Genomic DNA, 16,211 nt, shown 5'->3' on the forward strand with positions numbered 1-16,211 from the left:
GGCGCGCCGGCCATCAGCCGTGCGCCCCCGACCAACGGAAGCAGCTGTGATCACCACCAAGGACCTGACGAAGGTCTACCGCTCCAGGGGCCGCGAGGTCACCGCCCTCGACGGAGTCGACCTGCACGTGAGGGAGGGCGAGGTCTACGGCGTCGTCGGTACCAGCGGCGCGGGCAAGAGCACCCTCATCCGCTGCGTGAACATGCTGGAGCGCCCGAGCTCGGGCAGCGTCACCGTGGACGGTGTCGAGCTCAACGCGCTGCCCGGCCAGGAGCACCGGGCCGGCCGCGACCTGCGCGAGGCCCGCCGTCGGATCGGCATGGTGTTCCAGCACTTCAACCTGCTCTCCTCGCGGACCGTCCAGCAGAACGTCGAACTCCCGCTGGAGATCATCGGGCTGGACCGCACCCAGCGCCACCGCAAGGCCGCCGAACTGCTCGACCTGGTCGGTCTCGCCGACAAGGCCCGCAACTACCCCGGCCAGCTCTCCGGCGGCCAGAAGCAGCGCGTCGGCATCGCCCGCGCACTGGCCGGCGACCCCAAGGTGCTGCTCTCCGACGAGGCCACCTCCGCGCTCGACCCGGAGACCACCCGCTCCATCCTGTCCCTGCTGCGCGACCTCAACCGGCAGCTCGGCCTCACCGTCCTGCTGATCACCCATGAGATGGACGTGATCAAGTCCGTCTGCGACTCCGCCGCCCTGATGCGCGGCGGCAAGGTGATCGAGTCCGGCGGGCTCACCGAGCTGCTCGCCACCCGGAACTCCGAACTGGCCCGCGAGCTCTTCCCGCTCGGCGAGTTCGGCCACGGGCAGCCCGGCAACACCGTGGTGGAGATCACCTTCCAAGGTGACACCTCCGCCCAGCCCTTCGTCTCCCAGCTGGCCCGCACCTACCAGATCGACATCAACATCCTCGGTGCCGCCGTGGAGCACATCGGTGGCCGGATGGTCGGCCGGATGAGGGTCGAACTGCCCGGCGGCCACCAGGAGAACGTGGTGCCGATCGGCTTCCTGCGCGAGCAGGGCCTGCAGGTGGAGACCGTGAACGAGGCGAACGGAGCCGTGGCATGACCTGGGACCAGATGCAGGAACTGATGTGGCCCGCCACCGCCGAGACCTTCCAGATGGTCGGCGTCGCCACCCTCGCCACCATCCTGCTCGGGCTGCCGCTGGGCCTGCTGCTGGTGCTCACCGACAAGGGCGGCGCGCTGCAGAACGGCCCGGTCAACCGGGTGATCGGCGCGATAGTCAACGTCGGCCGCTCGCTGCCGTTCATCATCCTGATGGTCGCTCTGCAGCCCTTCACCAAGGGAGTGACCGGCACCACCATCGGCTGGCAGGCCGCGTCCGTGCCGCTGACCGTCGGCGCCATCCCGTTCTTCGCCCGCCTGGTCGAGACCGCGGTCCGCGAAGTGGACAAGGGCCTGCTGGAGGCCGTCCACGCGATGGGCGGCGGCACCTGGACCGCGATCCGCAAGGTGCTTCTCCCCGAGTCGCTGCCCGCGCTGGTCTCCTCCGCCACCACCACGATCATCGCGCTGATCGGCTTCTCCGCGATGGCCGGCACGGTCGGCGGCGGGGGACTCGGCACCCTCGCCGTCAACTACGGCTACCAGCGTTTCGAGACCGCCTTCATGTGGGTCATCGTCGCCGAGCTGGTGGTGATCGTGATGGCGATCCAGCTGATCAGCGACCTCATCGTGCGGCGGCTGGCCGACCGCGGCGGCTTCGGCGGCACCACCCGCCTGCTGCGCTCGCGCCGCACCGAGCTCACCGAGGAAGAGGAAGAGCTCGCCCTGCCCCACTGACCACGCCGTCTGCCCTCCGGGGCAGGCCGCGCGCCCCAGGCCACCGGGCCATCCTCCCGGTGGGCCGTCCGCTCCATGGAGAAAGGCACTTTTCGTGCGTAACGTCCTGAAGTCCACCGCCGTCATCGCCACCGCGGGCCTCGCCCTCACGCTGACCGCCTGCAGCAGCGGCTCCTCGTCCGCCGGCTCCTCGCCGGACCAGCCGCTCACCGTGATCGCCAGCCCTACCCCGCACGCCCAGATCCTGGACTACGTGAAGCAGAACCTGGCCGACAAGGCCGGGCTGAAGCTGGACGTCAAGGTGGTCACCGACTACGTGACCCCGAACACGGCCGTCCAGGACGGCTCGGCCGACGCCAACTTCTTCCAGCACGTCCCGTACCTGGAGGACTTCAACAAGAAGCACGGCACCGACATCGTCTCCGTCGAGCCGGTGCACCTGGAGCCGCTCGGCCTGTACTCCAAGAAGGCCAAGTCCGTCGCCGACCTGTCCAACGGCGCCACCGTCGGCCTGCCCAACGACGCCACCAACGAGGGCCGCGCGCTCAAGCTGCTCGCCGCCGAGAACGTCATCAAGCTGAAGGACGGCGCCGGCACCTCCGCCACCCCGGCCGACATCGCCGACAACCCGAAGAACCTGAAGTGGAAGGAGCTGGACGCCGCCCAGCTGCCCCGCTCCCTCGGCGACCTGGACGCCGCGGTCATCAACGGCAACTACGCGATCGACTCCGGCCTGACCCCTGCCAAGGACGCCATCCTGCTGGAGAAGGCCGAGGGCAACCCGTACGCCAACATCCTCGCGGTGAAGAAGGGGCACGAGAACGACCCCCGGGTGGTGAAGCTGGCTCAGCTGCTGCACTCGGCCGAGGTCAAGAAGTACATCGACGACACCTTCAAGGGCTCGGTCGTCCCCGCCTTCTGATAGTTCGTATCAACTGCTCCACTGCGGTAGTTTGCCCACGGCCGACGGGCTTGCCGCGTCGGCGCCGATGCGCCGGCAGGCGGGTCGGACAGCCGGGCCCCCACGGACCACGTGCGGGGCCCGGTCGGGCAATATGCAGGTGGGACGGCCGCAGGGCACCGGAACTGACGGGCCGTCGCCGGATTTGCCGGTACGCTGACCTGGCCGAGTGCGGCTGGGGCGTACGGTGTGTCCACGACCCGGCGAGGAGAGACGGCATGGCAGCGAGCTTCCCCGAGACCGCCATCAGCACCGAGAGGCTGCTGTTGCGCCCCCTTGCGGACGAAGACGCCCCGGGCCTGGTCGCGATGATGGACGACGAGCCGGTGCACACCTGGACCGCCATCCCGCAGCCGTTCACCGAGGCCCACGCCACGGAGTGGATCCGCACCCTCGCCCCTGCCCGCCGGGCCGAAGGACGCGGAATCTCCTTCGCCGTCGCCGAGCACCTGACCCAGCGCCTGGTCGGCGTGGTCGAACTGCGCGGCACCGATTGGCGGCTGCGCTCCACCGAGGCCAGCTGCGTCATCGCCGCCTGGGCCCGCGGCGAGGGCTACGCCCCCGAGGCCCTGCTCGGCGTGGCCCAGTGGCTCTTCGAGGACCGCGGTTTCCTGCGCCTGGAACTGCGTACCGCCGCCGGCAACACCGCCGCCCAGCAGGCCGCCCAGAAGATGGGCTGCATCAGCGAGGGCGTACTGCGCAGTGCCTGGATAGTCCGCGGCGGCGACTGGACCGCCTCGGCCAGGCCGCCGGCCGGGTCCCCCGAGGACGAGAGCCGCAGCGACCTGATCCTGTGGAGCCTGCTGCCCGAGGACTTGGAGAGTGCCCAGGACGACAGCTGGGCCCAGCAGCGGTACGTGCTCCGCGACTGAACCGACGGCCGGGAGCGGACTGACGGTCGGGAGCGAACCAACCGTTCACCGTCCGGACGCGCACAGGTGTGCAGGTTGGCGACAGCGGACGGAGCGCACCCGGTAGCCTCTGCACCGGGACGGAGCGCAGATGGTCCGGACCAGTGTGCGTGGGGCGGACAGCGCCTCGGGGCGGAACATGCGAGGGAGAAAAGCCGCAGATGGCTGACCGGATCACGGTCATCGGGTGGGACGGCACGCCGCTGACGGAGGCGGCCGCCTCGGCACTGGCGGGGGCGACCCTGGTCGCCGGCGCCCCTTATCAACTGGCAGGGCTGCCGGTACCGGCGGACGCCGAGCGGATCGTGCTCGGCAGCATCGCGGCCGCCGCCCGGAAGATCGCAGAACACCGCGGCACCGTCGTGGTGGTCGCCGAGGGCGATCCCGGGTACTTCGGTGTGGTCCGCGCCCTGCGCAGCCCCGAGTACGGCCTGGAACTCGAGGTGCTGCCCGCCGTCTCCTCGGTGGCCGCCGCCTTCGCCAGGGCCGGGATGCCCTGGGAGGACGCCCAGGTGGTCTCCACCCACGGCGGACGCCTTCGCCGCGCGGCCAACGTCTGCCGGGCCAACCCCAAGGTCGCCGTGCTCACCACCTCGGATGCGGGCCCGAGCGAACTGGCCCTGATGCTCCGCGGCGTGCACCGCACCTTCGTGGTCTGCGAGGCGCTCGGTACCCCGGACGAGGACGTCACCGTGCTGACCTCCGAGCGGGTGCCGGACCACGTCTGGCGCGACCCCTCGGTGGTACTGGTGATCGGCGGCGGAAGCCAGGTCCAGACCGTGGACGAGACGGCCGGCTGGCTGGCCGGGAAGCCCCTCGGATTCCCTGGACCGGCGCGCGGCTGGGCGCTGCCCGCCGACGCGTACGCGGGCGTGGATCGCGGCGCATCCGCAGCGGATGCCGGCGGGCGCGCGCTGCCCCCGCACCTCCGTGCGCTGGCGGTGGCACGGTTGGGCCCGGTCCCGGGCGACCTGGTCTGGGCGGTCGGGGCGGCCAGCGGCGCCCTGGCGGTCGAGATCGCCCGGTTCGGCGCGGCCGTGGTCGCCGTAGAGGCCGATCGCTCGGCCTGCGCCCAGATCGCGGTCAATGCCCGCCGCTACGGGGTCGAGGTGGAGGCCGTCCACGGTGTCGGCCACGAGGTACTGGGCGGACTGCCCGAGCCGGACGCCGCGGTGGTCGAGGCGGGCGGCGCCGAGGCCGTCCGCGCCGTGGTCACCCGCCGTCCCGGGCGGTTGGTCGCGGTGGCCCACACGCTCGCCGAGGCCGAGGAGATCCACGAGGTCCTCTCCGGCGCGGGCTACCAGGTGGACGGCGCACTTCTGCAGTCCGCGCCGCTCGCCATCGGGCGCGGCGCGGCGGCGGGCCTGTCCATCGGCACAGGGGAGCAGGGCTTGATGCTCTGGGGTGAGCAGGGTTCCTGACCCTTCGTACCGTCCACACCCTCCCTGCACGGTTTGTCCGCTCCATGGACGTTTTCCGGCCGCTTTCCGGCGACTCTCGGGCTGCTCCCCGGTTGGTGGGCGGTGATTCCGATCGCATCCGGTCATGGATTCGAGAGCCTGTCAGTCGTGGCCGGTAGGGTGGCGTCCTGGCTGTGCCCGATGATCGGTGGGTCGTGCCCTGTTCGGTACGTTTGTCACCTTTTTGACGTGGTGCAAGCCACATCGGTCCGGAGTGCGGACATTCGACGCGGCCCGTGCCGGGCCGGAAGAATGCCGTAGGGTCCGGTGCGGTCGTGCCGCATGCCCCTGGTTCTCGTTGTCTCTGATGATGCGCCACCCCCGTTGGGGTGGTGCACAGGCCCGGGGGTGGCGCGCAGCGCGTCGGCGAGTCCGCCTTCGCGTGCCGATGCGGCGGACGCCAGTAGGTGGTGGACGGGCGGGCCGAAGCGCGGCTCGCCCCGAGCGGAGTTGGGCGCTGCGGTCGGCGGACCGCCTCGCCAAGGGCGCGGAAGCGGCCTGGAAGGAGCTTTGACATGACCGATGGCGGCCACGTCCCGAACGAGGGACTGCCGGAGCACCTGCTCGGCGGGGCCACGGCGCCGTCGCTCGGCGGAGCCGAGGTACTCGGCCTGCCGGAGGGCGTCGCCGTACCGGGGGCCGCCGTGCCAGGTGTCGCCGTGCCCGGAGTTCCGTCCGGGACGGGGATGCCCGGGGCGCCGATGCCCGGAATGCCGGGTATGCCGATGTCGGGTGCGGAGGGCATGCCGATGGCCGGCGGGCCGATGCCCGGGATCACCGTGCCCGCGCAGGGCGGTGAGGGCTGGGCGGCTGAACACCGCCCCGCGTACACCTTCCTCGACCAGCCGGACCACCTGGAGGACGAGGACGACGTCCTGCTGATGCCCGGCCCGCAGGCGTCCTGGGGCGAGTCGGTCGTGCACGGCCCGGTCGAGACGGTCATGGTCATGGACCAGAGCGCGCCCATGGCCGCGCAGGCCGGTCCCGCCGCGATGGCCGACACCATGACGCTGCGCACGGTCGACGGAAATGCCATTCCGCAGCAGGCCGCGCAGCACGCCGGTACTCCGGTCGAGCCGTCCTGGCCGCCGCTCGCGCCGCCGACCACCGAAGAGGCGGCGGGCCAGGGCGCCGCTGGTGTTCCGGGCGCCGCGGGTGCGCCGGTCGTGCCCGAGCAGCCGGCCGTGCCGGTTGCCCCGGCCGTACCGCAGGCCGCCGCCGCACCGGTGATGGCTCCTCAGCCGCAGCGGCGTCCGCTGCACGCGGGGCCGCCGATCCCGGACCCGTCGCTGATGACCGGCCAGGTGCCGGTGCGCTCGCTGGCCGACCGGGGTCCGTCCGGGGCCGAGCCGCAGGCCTTCGCGGGCCGTCCGGTGCCGCAGGGCGGTACGCCGGCGCACGGCGTCCCGGTCGTCGTACCGCCGGTGGCAGCCGAGCCTTCGGCCGCCCCGGTGGCTCCGGCTGCCGAGCCGGCTCCGGCCCAGGTACCGGTGGCGGAGCAGGTTCTGGCCCCGGAGCAGGCCCAGACGCAGGCCCCGGTCGAGGCGCAGCCGGCCGTGGCCGAGCAGGCCGCGGAGGCGCCCGCAGCGGAGGCTCCGGTGGAACCCGCAACCGCCGCTCCGGCCGTGGCGGCGCCGGCGGACGTTCAGGTGGAGGCCGATGCGGTGGAAGCCGCGGGCACCGACGCTGTGGACGCCGCGCCCGTGGAGGCTGCTGCCGCCGAGACCGTCCCGTCGGAGGCCCAGCCGGTGGTACCGGCTGCTGTCGAGGCAACCGCCGTCGAGGCTCCGGCCGCCGAGGCCGTCGTGGTGGAGGCGCAGGCCGTGCAGGCTCCGTCCGGCGAGGCCGCTCCCGCCCAGGAGACGGCGTCCGTACAGACATCCGCCCCGGAGGCGCCGACCGCAGAGGGCACTGCCCCTGACGCGCCGATGGCCGAGGCTCCGGCCGGCGAGGCCCCCGCCGTGGACGCGCAGACCGCCGAGGCACCTGCGGCGGAGGCCCCGGCAGCGCAGGCCCAGGTCCAGCAGGTCCAGGAGCCCGCAGCGGCCGAGGTGTCCGCGGAGAGCGCCGATGCGGCGCCCGCCGTCGACGCGGCGGCTGCCGAGACCGCCACCGCCGAGACCGCACCGCCCGCATCGGCCACTGCCGAGGCAGCCGCCACCGAGGCCCCGGCTGCGGACGTGCCCGCGGACGTGCCCGCCGAGGCGGCCGTCGAGCCGTCAGCCGCTGTCGAGGCCCCAGCCGCCGAGGCTCCGCCCGCCGAGGCGCCCGCCGAAGCCCCTGGCGCGGACACCTCGTCCGCCGAGGCGCCGGCGGCTGATGCCCCTGCAACCGAGGCCGCACCGACCGAGGCCGCACCGACCGAGGCCGCACCGACCGAGGCCGCACCGACCGAGGCCCCGTCAGCGGCAGTTCCGGCCCAGGCGGCGACCCCGGTCCAGCCGCCGCGCCGGATCGCCGCCTTCCTCGCCGACCCGGCCCCGCACGGACTGCCGCTGGTCGACGCCGCCCCGGCCGCATCCGCCGAGCAGGTTGACCCCGCCGCCGAGCAGGTGCCTGTCGCCGAGCATGTGGCCGCTGCCGAGGTGGCACCCGCACAGACCCCCGACCAGGCCCCGGCCGCCGAGCCGACTCCCGAGACCGTCACGGGCACCGGCGAGGTCCCCTCCGCCCAGGCTGTCGAGGCCCCGGCCCAGCCGGAGCCGCAGCCCGCGCCTACCCCGGAGACCGAGGCTCCGGCCGAGGCCGGGCCTGCCGCTGACGAGCCCGCCACCGACGCGGCAAACCCGGAGACGACCGCCGAGGCGACCGACGCACCGGCCGCCACCGACGCCGCGACCGCTGACGCCCCGGAGAACGCCGTCTCCCAGGCCGCCGCCCCTGAGGACGCCGCCGCTCCCGAGGACGCCGCTGTTGAGCAGATCGACCGCGGTCCCGCCGCTCCCGGCTACGAAGAGGCCGGTCGCGACGCCGTCCACCAGGTGATCCGCGAGCGCCGGGACATCCGCAACGGCTTCCGCCCGGATCCGATTCCGCACGAGGTGCTGATCCGCGTTCTGGAGGCGGCCCACACCGCGCCCAGCGTCGGCTACTCCCAGCCGTGGGACTTCGTGGTGATCCGCTCCGCGAAGACCCGGCAGAAGATGCACGCACTGGCCGAGCGCCAGCGCGACGCGTACGCGGAGTCGCTGCCCAAGGGCCGGGCGAAGCAGTTCAAGGAAATCAAGATCGAGGCCATCCTCGAGACCCCGGTGAACATCGTGGTCACCGCCGACCGCACCCGTGGCGGTCGGCACACACTGGGCCGGCACACCCAGCCCCAGATGGCCCCGTACTCGGCAGCCCTCGCCGTCGAGAACCTCTGGCTGGCCGCCCGCGCCGAAGGCCTCGGCGTCGGCTGGGTGAGCTTCTTCGACGAGGAGGAGATGATCCGGGAGCTCGGTCTGCCTGAGCACCTGGACGTGGTCGCGTACCTGTGCGTCGGGTACGTCGACTCCTTCCCGGACGAGCCCGAGCTGCAGCAGCAGGGCTGGGCGAAGAAGCGCCCGCTGTCCTGGGTGGTGCACGAGGAGCAGTACGGCAACCGCGCACTGCCCGGCGAGGAGCGGCACGACCTGCTCACCGAGACCCTGCGCGGCATTCGCCCGCTGGATGCCAAGGCGCTCGGTGAGGCCTGGGACCGGCAGAAGCGGATGACCAAGCCGGCCGGCTCGCTCGGCCTGCTGGAGATCATCGCGGCGCAGCTGAGCGGCCTGAGCCGCAAGTGCCCGCCGCCGATCCCGGAGCCGGGCTGCGTGGCGATCTTCGCCGGCGACCACGGCGTGCACGCCCAGGGCGTCACCCCGTGGCCGCAGGAGGTCACCGCGCAGATGGTGTCGAACTTCCTGGCCGGGGGAGCGGTGGTCAACGCCTTCGCGGCCCAGGTCGGCGCCGAGGTGTGCGTGGTGGATGTCGGCGTCAAGTCCGAGCTGCCGGAGGCGATCCAGCAGGGCCGGACCACCGGTCTGCTGCCGCGCAAGGTCAAGCCGGGCACCGACGACATGACCCAGGGCCCGGCGATGAGCCGCGAGGAGGCGCTCAAGGCGATCGAGGTCGGTATCGAGACCGCCCGCGACCTGGTCGCGGCCGGGAACAAGGTGTTGATCACCGGTGACATGGGCATCGCCAACACCACCGCCTCGGCCGCGCTGATCGCGGTCTTCACCGGGCTCGACCCGGCCGAGGTGACCGGGCGCGGCACCGGTATCGACGACGCCACCCACCAGCACAAGGTCGAGGTGGTCCGCCAGGCGCTCGCCCTGCACCAGCCCGACCCGGCCGACCCGATCGGCGTGCTCTCCGCAGTCGGCGGCCTGGAGCACGCGGCCATCGCGGGCTTCCTGCTCGGCGCGGCGAGCCTGCGCACGCCGGTCATCCTGGACGGCGTGATCGCGGGTTCGGCCGCACTGGTCGCCAAGGCCATCGCCCCCGAGGTGCTCGCCGCCTGCATCGCGGGCCACCGCTCGGCCGAGCCCGGCCACGAGGCCGCGCTGACCAAGCTGGGCCTGCGTCCGCTGATCGACCTCGATCTGCGGCTCGGCGAGGGCACCGGAGCGCTGCTGGCCCTCCCGCTGGTGCAGAGCGCCGCCCGCGCGATGCACGATGTAGCCACCTTCGACTCCGCCGGAGTCACCGAGAAGAAGGCCTAGGCCCCGCCGACCCGTCGGCCGTACGATGCCGCCCCGGCGGCCGGCGTCGTACGGCCGGATCGCCCGCGCACCGCAGCGCACCAGGACGACCCGGCCACGAACACTACGGCCGGACCGGATCCCGGCTCCGCCGACGATCGCCCCCCACCGGCCCGAGGGCGCGCCGGTGGGGGCGACCGCCACACCCGTAGAACACCGTCCGCCCGATCCAGGAGCCACGCCCATGAGCGCGCCCAGCCCGCCCCCCAGCACCGAGGGCCTCACCCCGTACCCGGTCGGACTGCTGCTCACCGGCCGACGCGTGGTCGTGATCGGCGGCGGCCAGGTCGCCCAACGGCGGCTGCCCGCGCTGATCGCCGCCGGGGCGGACATCCACCTCATATCGCCCGGCACCACCCCGGCCGTCCAGGCCATGGCCGACACGGGGGAGCTGACCTGGCACCGGCGCGGCTACCAGGACGGCGACCTCGCCGAGAGCTGGTACGTGCTGGTCGCCACCGACGACCCGGCCGTCAACACCGCCGTCAGCGCCGAGGCCGAGCGCCTGCGGATCTTCTGCGCGCGCAGTGATGACGCCTCCGCCGCCACCGCCTGGACCCCGGCCGGCGGGCACGACGGCGGCGCCACCGTCGCCGTCCTCACCGGCGACCCGCGCCACTCCGCCGCGCTGCGCGACGCGATCGTGAACGGTCTGCGGGACGGCTCCCTGGCCGCCCGTCAGTACCGCTCGCACGGCGCGGGCGTGGCCCTGGTCGGCGGTGGCCCCGGCGACCCCGATCTGATCACGGTGCGCGGCCGCCGCCTGCTGGCCGACGCCGACGTGGTGGTCGCCGACCGCCTCGCCCCGCGCGAACTGCTCGCCGAACTGCCCCCGCACGTCGAGGTGATCGACGCCTCCAAGATCCCGTACGGCCGCTTCATGGCCCAGGAGGCGATCAACCGGACCCTGATCGAGCACGCCAAGGCGGGCAAGTTCGTGGTCCGGCTCAAGGGCGGCGACCCGTACGTCTTCGGACGCGGCGGCGAGGAACTGCTGGCCTGCGCCGAGGCAGGGCTGCCGGTCACCGTGGTCCCCGGCATCTCCAGCTCGATCAGTGTTCCGGCGGCCGTCGGCATTCCGGTCACCCACCGGGGGATGACCCACGAGTTCACCGTGATCTCCGGCCACGTCGGTCCGGACGACTCCCGCTCGCTGGTCAACTGGGAGGCCGCCGCGAAGATGAGCGGCACCCTGGTCCTGCTGATGGCCGTGGACAAGATCGGCCAGATCGCCGCCAAGCTGGTCGAGTGCGGCCGAGCGGCCGACACCCCGGTCGCCGTCGTCCAGGAGGGCACCACCGCGGCCCAGCGCCGGATCGACGCCACCCTGTCCACCGTCGCCGAGACGGTCGCCGCCGAGGACGTCCGGCCACCCGCCGTCATCGTCATCGGCGACGTCGTCAACGTCCTGGGGACGGCCCGCTAGGGGCCCGCCGGCCGAGGCGGACGGCGGGACGCGACGGCACGCCCGGCATCCAGCAGCGACTGGCGCCCCGTCACACCCACACGGCGGGATGCCACCCCTCACCGCCGAACCCCTGGCACCCGGCAGCGGCGAGCTCCCCGTGCCCCGGGGCCCTGGCCGGCGCATCCCCGCGTTTGGCCCAGGGCCACCCAAACGGGCAAGATCGGGCTCGTGTCCGAACCCCGCACCATCACCGATCCGGCAGATCCGCGCCTGGCCGACTACACCGGCCTGACCGACGTCGAGCTGCGCCGCCGCCGTGAACCCGCCGAGGGCCTGTTCATCGCCGAGGGCGAGAAGGTCATCCGGCGTGCCCTCGACGCCGGCTACCGGATGCGGTCGATGCTGCTGACCCCCAAGTGGCTGAGTGTGATGTCGGACGTGATCGCCGACGCCGAAGCCCCCGTCCACGTGGTCGAACCAGCCCTCGCCGAGGCCGTCACCGGCTACCACGTGCACCGTGGCGCGCTCGCCTCGATGGAGCGCAAGCCCCTGCCCGAGGCCGCCGAACTCCTCGCGGGCGCCCGCCGGGTCGTCGTCCTGGAAGGCCTGGTCGACCACACCAACGTGGGGGCCCTGTACCGCAGTGCGGCCGCCCTGGGCATGGATGCCGTGCTGCTCTCCCCGGACTGTGCCGACCCGCTCTACCGCCGGGCCGTGAAGGTCTCCATGGGTGCTGTCTTCTCCGTCCCGTACGCACGCCTCGACCCCTGGCCCGACTCACTGGAGGTCGTGCGGGCGGCCGGCTTCGCGGTACTCGCCCTCACACCCGCGCCCGATGCAGTCCCGCTCAACGAGGTGCCGGTCGACCTGCTGCGCAGGTGCGCCCTGATGCTGGGATCCGAGGGGGAAGGCTTGTCAGCCGAGGCGCTGGCGGCGGCCGACCTCAAGGTGCGGATTCCGATGGCTCACGACATCGACTCACTCAACATCGCCGCTGCGGCAGCAATCAGCTTCTATGCGGTTTCCCACCATCGTTGAGACGGCGGGGACAAGGTCGGACCGGAGGCAAGAACGCCTCCGGTCCGGCTGCTCGTCGATCGGCTTGCATTTCGTGGGGACTAGTTCAGACCGAACGTCTGCTGCTGCTCGGACTCCTCGTTGACCTCCAGGCCGTCCGCGGTGACCGTCAGGTGCGAGCCGTCGTCGAACAGCAGGTCCACGAAGAGGTTGAACCGCCACGTGTCGTTGCCCACCGGGTCGACCCGGAGAAGGACGTTGCCGCCCTGGAGGTCGTCCTTGCTGGCGTGGTTGATGAGAGTGAGGTTGTAGGGGCCGTTGTTGGTGTGGTCGTTGAACGGGCCGAAGGTGTCCGAGACGCGCGCGGCCGTGTGGCCGCTGCGGTCGCGGACCTCGATGGTGACGTTGGTGTCGTGATCCTTGTTCTCGTCGTTGGTGTGGAATGTCACGGTTGCTTCGGTCAGGTTCGCCATGGCCTCCTCCTCGATGGGCGTAACAGTCACTGCCCGAACCATCTCGGGCGAAACCGTCACAGCGGGAGCGGCCAGAGCGCGCCGCGCGAAACGGCGCACAGGGATCGCGGAGCGCCCCTCGAACCTTGCGACGTCAACGACCATGTTGACTGTGCCTCTGCCGACCACGGACGTGTGGCGGGTGGCGTTGTGGCCGGCGTCTCGGCGTCTCGGTGTGTGGCGTTGGCGCCGGCCACCATGATCACCGTTTGGGTGCTCCGCCGATTCCGGCGGAGCACCCACCTGCCCGCCGACCTCACCGGACCGAAACGGAGGGACGTCATGACGCCGAGCCCGGTACGCCACGGCCCGTTCGGGCTCAGCCGGAGGTGCCGCTCGATCCCGGGCTCGGCGTGGCGCCGCCACCCGTCCCGCCACTGACCCCGGAGCCCGGCCAGGACTCCTCCAGGCGGCCGTCGCCGCGGACGGTGTAGCGGGTGGTCGAGCCGCCGGACTGGGCGCGCTCCTCGCGCACCAGCGCACCGTTCTCCAGCCGCCAGGCCGTCGCCGCCTGCGCGTCCGCCACCGAGGACCGGGACGCCTGCAGCACGGGCGTCCCGCCGTTGAACGAGAACAGTTCCACCAGGTCCGCCGGTACCGAGCCCTCGGCCCGTCGCAGCACCACCAGGGCCGCGGGAGCGTCCCGGTACCGCGCGGGCAGGACGGTGCTCAGCGCGACCTGCGCGCCCTCCGTGGACCGCCCCTCCCGAAGCCGGATGGCCGGACCGCCCACCGGGTCGGAGTAACTGCGGTTCGGCCAGTCGACGTTCGGCACCGTGCCCGTCGCCGGTCCGAGCGTGGTGTCGCCCGTGCCGTGCGCGACCGCCGCGAACTTCGTCGGCGACTGGAGCACACTGTCCGCCGACAGACCGGCGCCGGCCCCGCTCCCGGCCGGGTGGCCACCCGCACTCTCGGGTGCGGACGGCGACACCGGGACGCCGGTGCGTCCCTGCCCCTGGTTGCTGCGGTTCTCGCACCCCTGCGCCGCCGCGATCGCCAGCGCCACACCGACGGTGACGGTCACGAAGACCACCACCCGCTGGCGCAGCAGCCGCCGCCGGGCCTCGGACGGCCCTCCGGGCGCCGGAGTGTGCTGACGGTCCCTCGGCCGGGCCGGACGCCCGGGCACCGGCGTCCGCCGGTCGCGTGCCGACTGCGGCTGCTCCCGTCGGGGCCGACGCTCGCGGGCCTCGGCCGGAGCGGAGTCCTGCCCCAGGTCCTGATGCGGCATCGGCGCGGTCACCGCCGGTGTTTCGGCCGGCGCCGGCGGCCGCCGCTGGGCCCCGGGCAGACCGCCCTGCGGTACACCGGCGCGTCGTGGCGCCTGCTGGGGCTGGTCGCCCGCCCAGCGTCCGCCCCGCCGCTCGTCCGCCGCCCGGCCCGCAGAGCCGGCCGTCGGACCGTCCGGCCCGTCGGGGGAGCCCCCGTCCGCACGGCCGCCCCGGGACGCCCCCTGCTGCCCGACCGCCGCACCGCGGACGGCGAGCTCGGTGAGCCGCTCGTGCAGCGCGGCCGCCCCGGGCCGCTCCGTCGGCTCCTTGGCCAGACAGGCCCGCACCAGCGGGGCCAGTGGCGGCGGAACCGCGGACAGATCGGGTTCCTCGTGGACCACCCGGTAGAGCAACACCTCGGAGGAGGCGCCGGACCCGAACGGCGACTCCCCGGTCAGCGCGTACGCCAGCGTCGCGCCGAAGGCGAATACGTCCGTGGCGGGCGTGACCGTGGCCCCCCGTACCTGCTCGGGTGCCAGGAAGCCGGGCGAGCCGACTGCGGTGCCGACGTGGGTGAGCGTGCTCGCCCCGCGCGACCAGGCGATGCCGAAGTCGATGATCCGCGGGCCCTTGGGGGAGAGCAGGATGTTGGACGGCTTGAGGTCCCGGTGCACCACCCCCGCCTCGTGCACCTTCACCAGCCCGTCGGCCAGCGCCGCGCCGATCCGGGCCGCCTCACCCCAGGCCAGCGGCCCCTCGTCGCTGACCTGCTTGTACAGCGAGGGCCCGGGGACGTAGGCGGTGGCCAGCCACGGACGCTCGGCCTCGATGTCCGAGCCGACCACGCGCGCGGTGCAGCCGCCCCGGATCCGGGAGGCGGCCGCGATCTCCCGGGCGAACCGGGTGCGGAACTCCGGGTCCCCGGCCAGCTCGGCGCGGATCAGCTTGAGCGCGACCCGCTGCCCCTTGCGGTCGGAGCCGAGGTAGACCACGCCCATCCCGCCGGCCCCGAGCCGCCGGTGCAGCCGGTACGGACCGACGAGGCGGGGGTCCTCACGCCGCAGCCGCGTCATCGCCATGTCCGTGTTCCCGTTCAACCTGTGGGGTGACCCCCCGTAGGGTGGGGCACCGTCAGAAATCCTTCTGGCACAGCTTACGGACTGCGTGCTGCGGTGTGCTGATACGCAACACCTGTAGTGCTGGTCGGATTGTCCGACCGAGCCGGAAACCCTTTCCGAATCGCGCGAAACCACCCCCGCTGACCTGCGGTGGGACAGCCCCTCGGGGTCGGTCTCGGGGTTCCCTCGGGGATCCGATCGAACTCGTCTCCCCCTGCGGTAGTAGTCCCACCCGCTCCGCATCATCCTTCGGAATGCCGCCGGAACGGTACGCGGGCATGACGACCGGGCCTGCTCCCGTGAATACCTTTGATGTCAGCGGTGGGCGGCCGGCTCGTCCCCCGAGGTAAACCGCCCACCGCGTAGTCGGGCCCACCACCCAGTGGCCCGGAACGGCAGCAAGGCACGGGGAGGAGCACGATCATGGCCAGGCAGTCCCGCTTCGGGCGGTCGCCGGAGCCCGGAAGCACCAGGCACCCGGCGGTGGCGATAGCCATGGCCCTGCCCTGCGCCATCCTCCTGCTGCTGCTCTTCGGCGGCTGGGAACAACTGGCGACGCAGACGAAGGCGGTCGCCGATCTGATCGGGCGCTGACTCTTGGGGAAGAGTCATGCGCCTGCCGAGAGCACCACGCACCGCCGGGGACAGACGCGGACGGGCGGAGGCGGTGCGTACGGCTTCTCGGCAGATTCGGGTGCCGGGTACGGAGGTCGGTGAGGGCCGTCCGTACCCGGCACCCTTTCGTTTCCAGTGCCTCTCCGCCCGCCGTCGAGGAGCGGGTCTTCGACAGGTCGGATCTTCGAGTCCTGAACGACCGTCGGAGAACGCCGAAGGCCGCGATCCGATGAGGATCACGGCCTTCGATCTTGCTGTGCGCGATACTGGGATTGAACCAGTGACCCCCACCGTGTCAAGGTGGTGCTCTCCCGCTGAGCTAATCGCGCCTGGTGAGGCGGTACTGCGTCAGACCCCGAGGGGTCCGAGTGCGCGATACTGGGATTGAACCAGTGACCCCCACCGTGTCAAGGTGGTGCTCTCCCGCTGAGCTAATCGCGCCTGGTGAGGCGGTACTGCGTC

11 protein-coding genes and 2 tRNA genes are annotated in these 16,211 nt (G+C 72.9%); 9 read left to right on the forward strand and 4 right to left on the reverse strand.

Features of this window, described 5'->3' with window-relative positions; all coding sequences use genetic code 11:
* Positions 1 to 46 precede the first annotated feature (46 nt).
* The 8 genes from ACWDAK_RS06405 to ACWDAK_RS06440 all read left to right on the forward strand — a co-directional run bounded on the left by ACWDAK_RS06405 (position 47) and on the right by ACWDAK_RS06440 (position 12,314).
* Entirely contained in the window at positions 47 to 1,072 is a 1,026-nt protein-coding gene (locus ACWDAK_RS06405; protein WP_344637136.1) for a methionine ABC transporter ATP-binding protein, read from the forward strand.
* The gene (locus ACWDAK_RS06410; protein ID WP_344637137.1) at positions 1,069 to 1,809 is read left to right on the forward strand and encodes a methionine ABC transporter permease; all 741 of its coding nucleotides are present in this window, start codon (positions 1,069 to 1,071) and stop codon (positions 1,807 to 1,809) included. Before ACWDAK_RS06405 ends, ACWDAK_RS06410 begins: the two co-directional genes overlap by 4 nt.
* A 94-nt stretch (positions 1,810 to 1,903) precedes the next feature.
* Positions 1,904 to 2,731 carry a MetQ/NlpA family ABC transporter substrate-binding protein gene (locus tag ACWDAK_RS06415; protein ID WP_344637138.1) on the forward strand — a complete coding sequence of 276 codons (828 nt, stop codon included), beginning with the start codon at positions 1,904 to 1,906 and terminating at the stop codon, positions 2,729 to 2,731.
* A gap of 257 nt (positions 2,732 to 2,988) precedes the next feature.
* Complete coding sequence (locus ACWDAK_RS06420; RefSeq protein ID WP_344637139.1) at positions 2,989 to 3,642, forward strand: GNAT family N-acetyltransferase; 654 nt, start codon at positions 2,989 to 2,991, stop codon at positions 3,640 to 3,642.
* Positions 3,643 to 3,842: 200 nt separating this feature from the next.
* A complete protein-coding gene (gene cbiE, locus ACWDAK_RS06425) occupies positions 3,843 to 5,102 on the forward strand; it encodes a precorrin-6y C5,15-methyltransferase (decarboxylating) subunit CbiE (RefSeq protein ID WP_427395328.1) in 1,260 nt (419 codons plus the stop codon).
* Positions 5,103 to 5,656: 554 nt separating this feature from the next.
* Positions 5,657 to 9,829, forward strand: coding sequence for a nicotinate-nucleotide--dimethylbenzimidazole phosphoribosyltransferase (cobT, locus tag ACWDAK_RS06430; RefSeq protein WP_427395329.1), 4,173 nt, complete (start codon positions 5,657 to 5,659; stop codon positions 9,827 to 9,829).
* Between the two features lie 223 nt (positions 9,830 to 10,052).
* Entirely contained in the window at positions 10,053 to 11,294 is a 1,242-nt protein-coding gene (gene cobA / locus ACWDAK_RS06435; protein WP_427395330.1) for a uroporphyrinogen-III C-methyltransferase, read from the forward strand.
* 210 nt (positions 11,295 to 11,504) lie between these two features.
* Positions 11,505 to 12,314, forward strand: a complete 810-nt coding sequence (locus ACWDAK_RS06440) for a TrmH family RNA methyltransferase (RefSeq protein ID WP_344637143.1) — start codon at positions 11,505 to 11,507, stop codon at positions 12,312 to 12,314.
* 80 nt (positions 12,315 to 12,394) lie between these two features.
* On the opposite strand, the gene ACWDAK_RS06445 is transcribed toward ACWDAK_RS06440, so the two are convergent.
* Both ACWDAK_RS06445 and ACWDAK_RS06450 read right to left on the reverse strand, forming a co-directional pair.
* Positions 12,395 to 12,766 (reverse strand): hypothetical protein, encoded by a 372-nt coding sequence (locus ACWDAK_RS06445; protein ID WP_427395331.1) that lies wholly within the window; start codon positions 12,764 to 12,766, stop codon positions 12,395 to 12,397.
* Positions 12,767 to 13,124: 358 nt separating this feature from the next.
* Positions 13,125 to 15,095, reverse strand: a complete 1,971-nt coding sequence (locus ACWDAK_RS06450; RefSeq protein ID WP_427395332.1) for a serine/threonine-protein kinase — start codon at positions 15,093 to 15,095, stop codon at positions 13,125 to 13,127.
* A gap of 462 nt (positions 15,096 to 15,557) precedes the next feature.
* Here ACWDAK_RS06450 and ACWDAK_RS06455 point away from each other — a divergent pair, with 462 nt between their 5' ends.
* A complete protein-coding gene (locus ACWDAK_RS06455) occupies positions 15,558 to 15,728 on the forward strand; it encodes a hypothetical protein (RefSeq protein ID WP_344637146.1) in 171 nt (56 codons plus the stop codon).
* A gap of 278 nt (positions 15,729 to 16,006) precedes the next feature.
* On the opposite strand, the gene ACWDAK_RS06460 is transcribed toward ACWDAK_RS06455, so the two are convergent.
* Together ACWDAK_RS06460 and ACWDAK_RS06465 are read right to left on the reverse strand one after the other, a co-directional pair.
* Positions 16,007 to 16,078: transfer RNA gene (locus ACWDAK_RS06460), tRNA-Val, on the reverse strand.
* A 40-nt stretch (positions 16,079 to 16,118) separates the two neighbouring features.
* Positions 16,119 to 16,190: transfer RNA gene (locus tag ACWDAK_RS06465), tRNA-Val, on the reverse strand.
* Between the last annotated feature and the right edge of the window lie 21 nt (positions 16,191 to 16,211).

The organism is Kitasatospora sp. NPDC001175, from assembly GCF_053598215.1.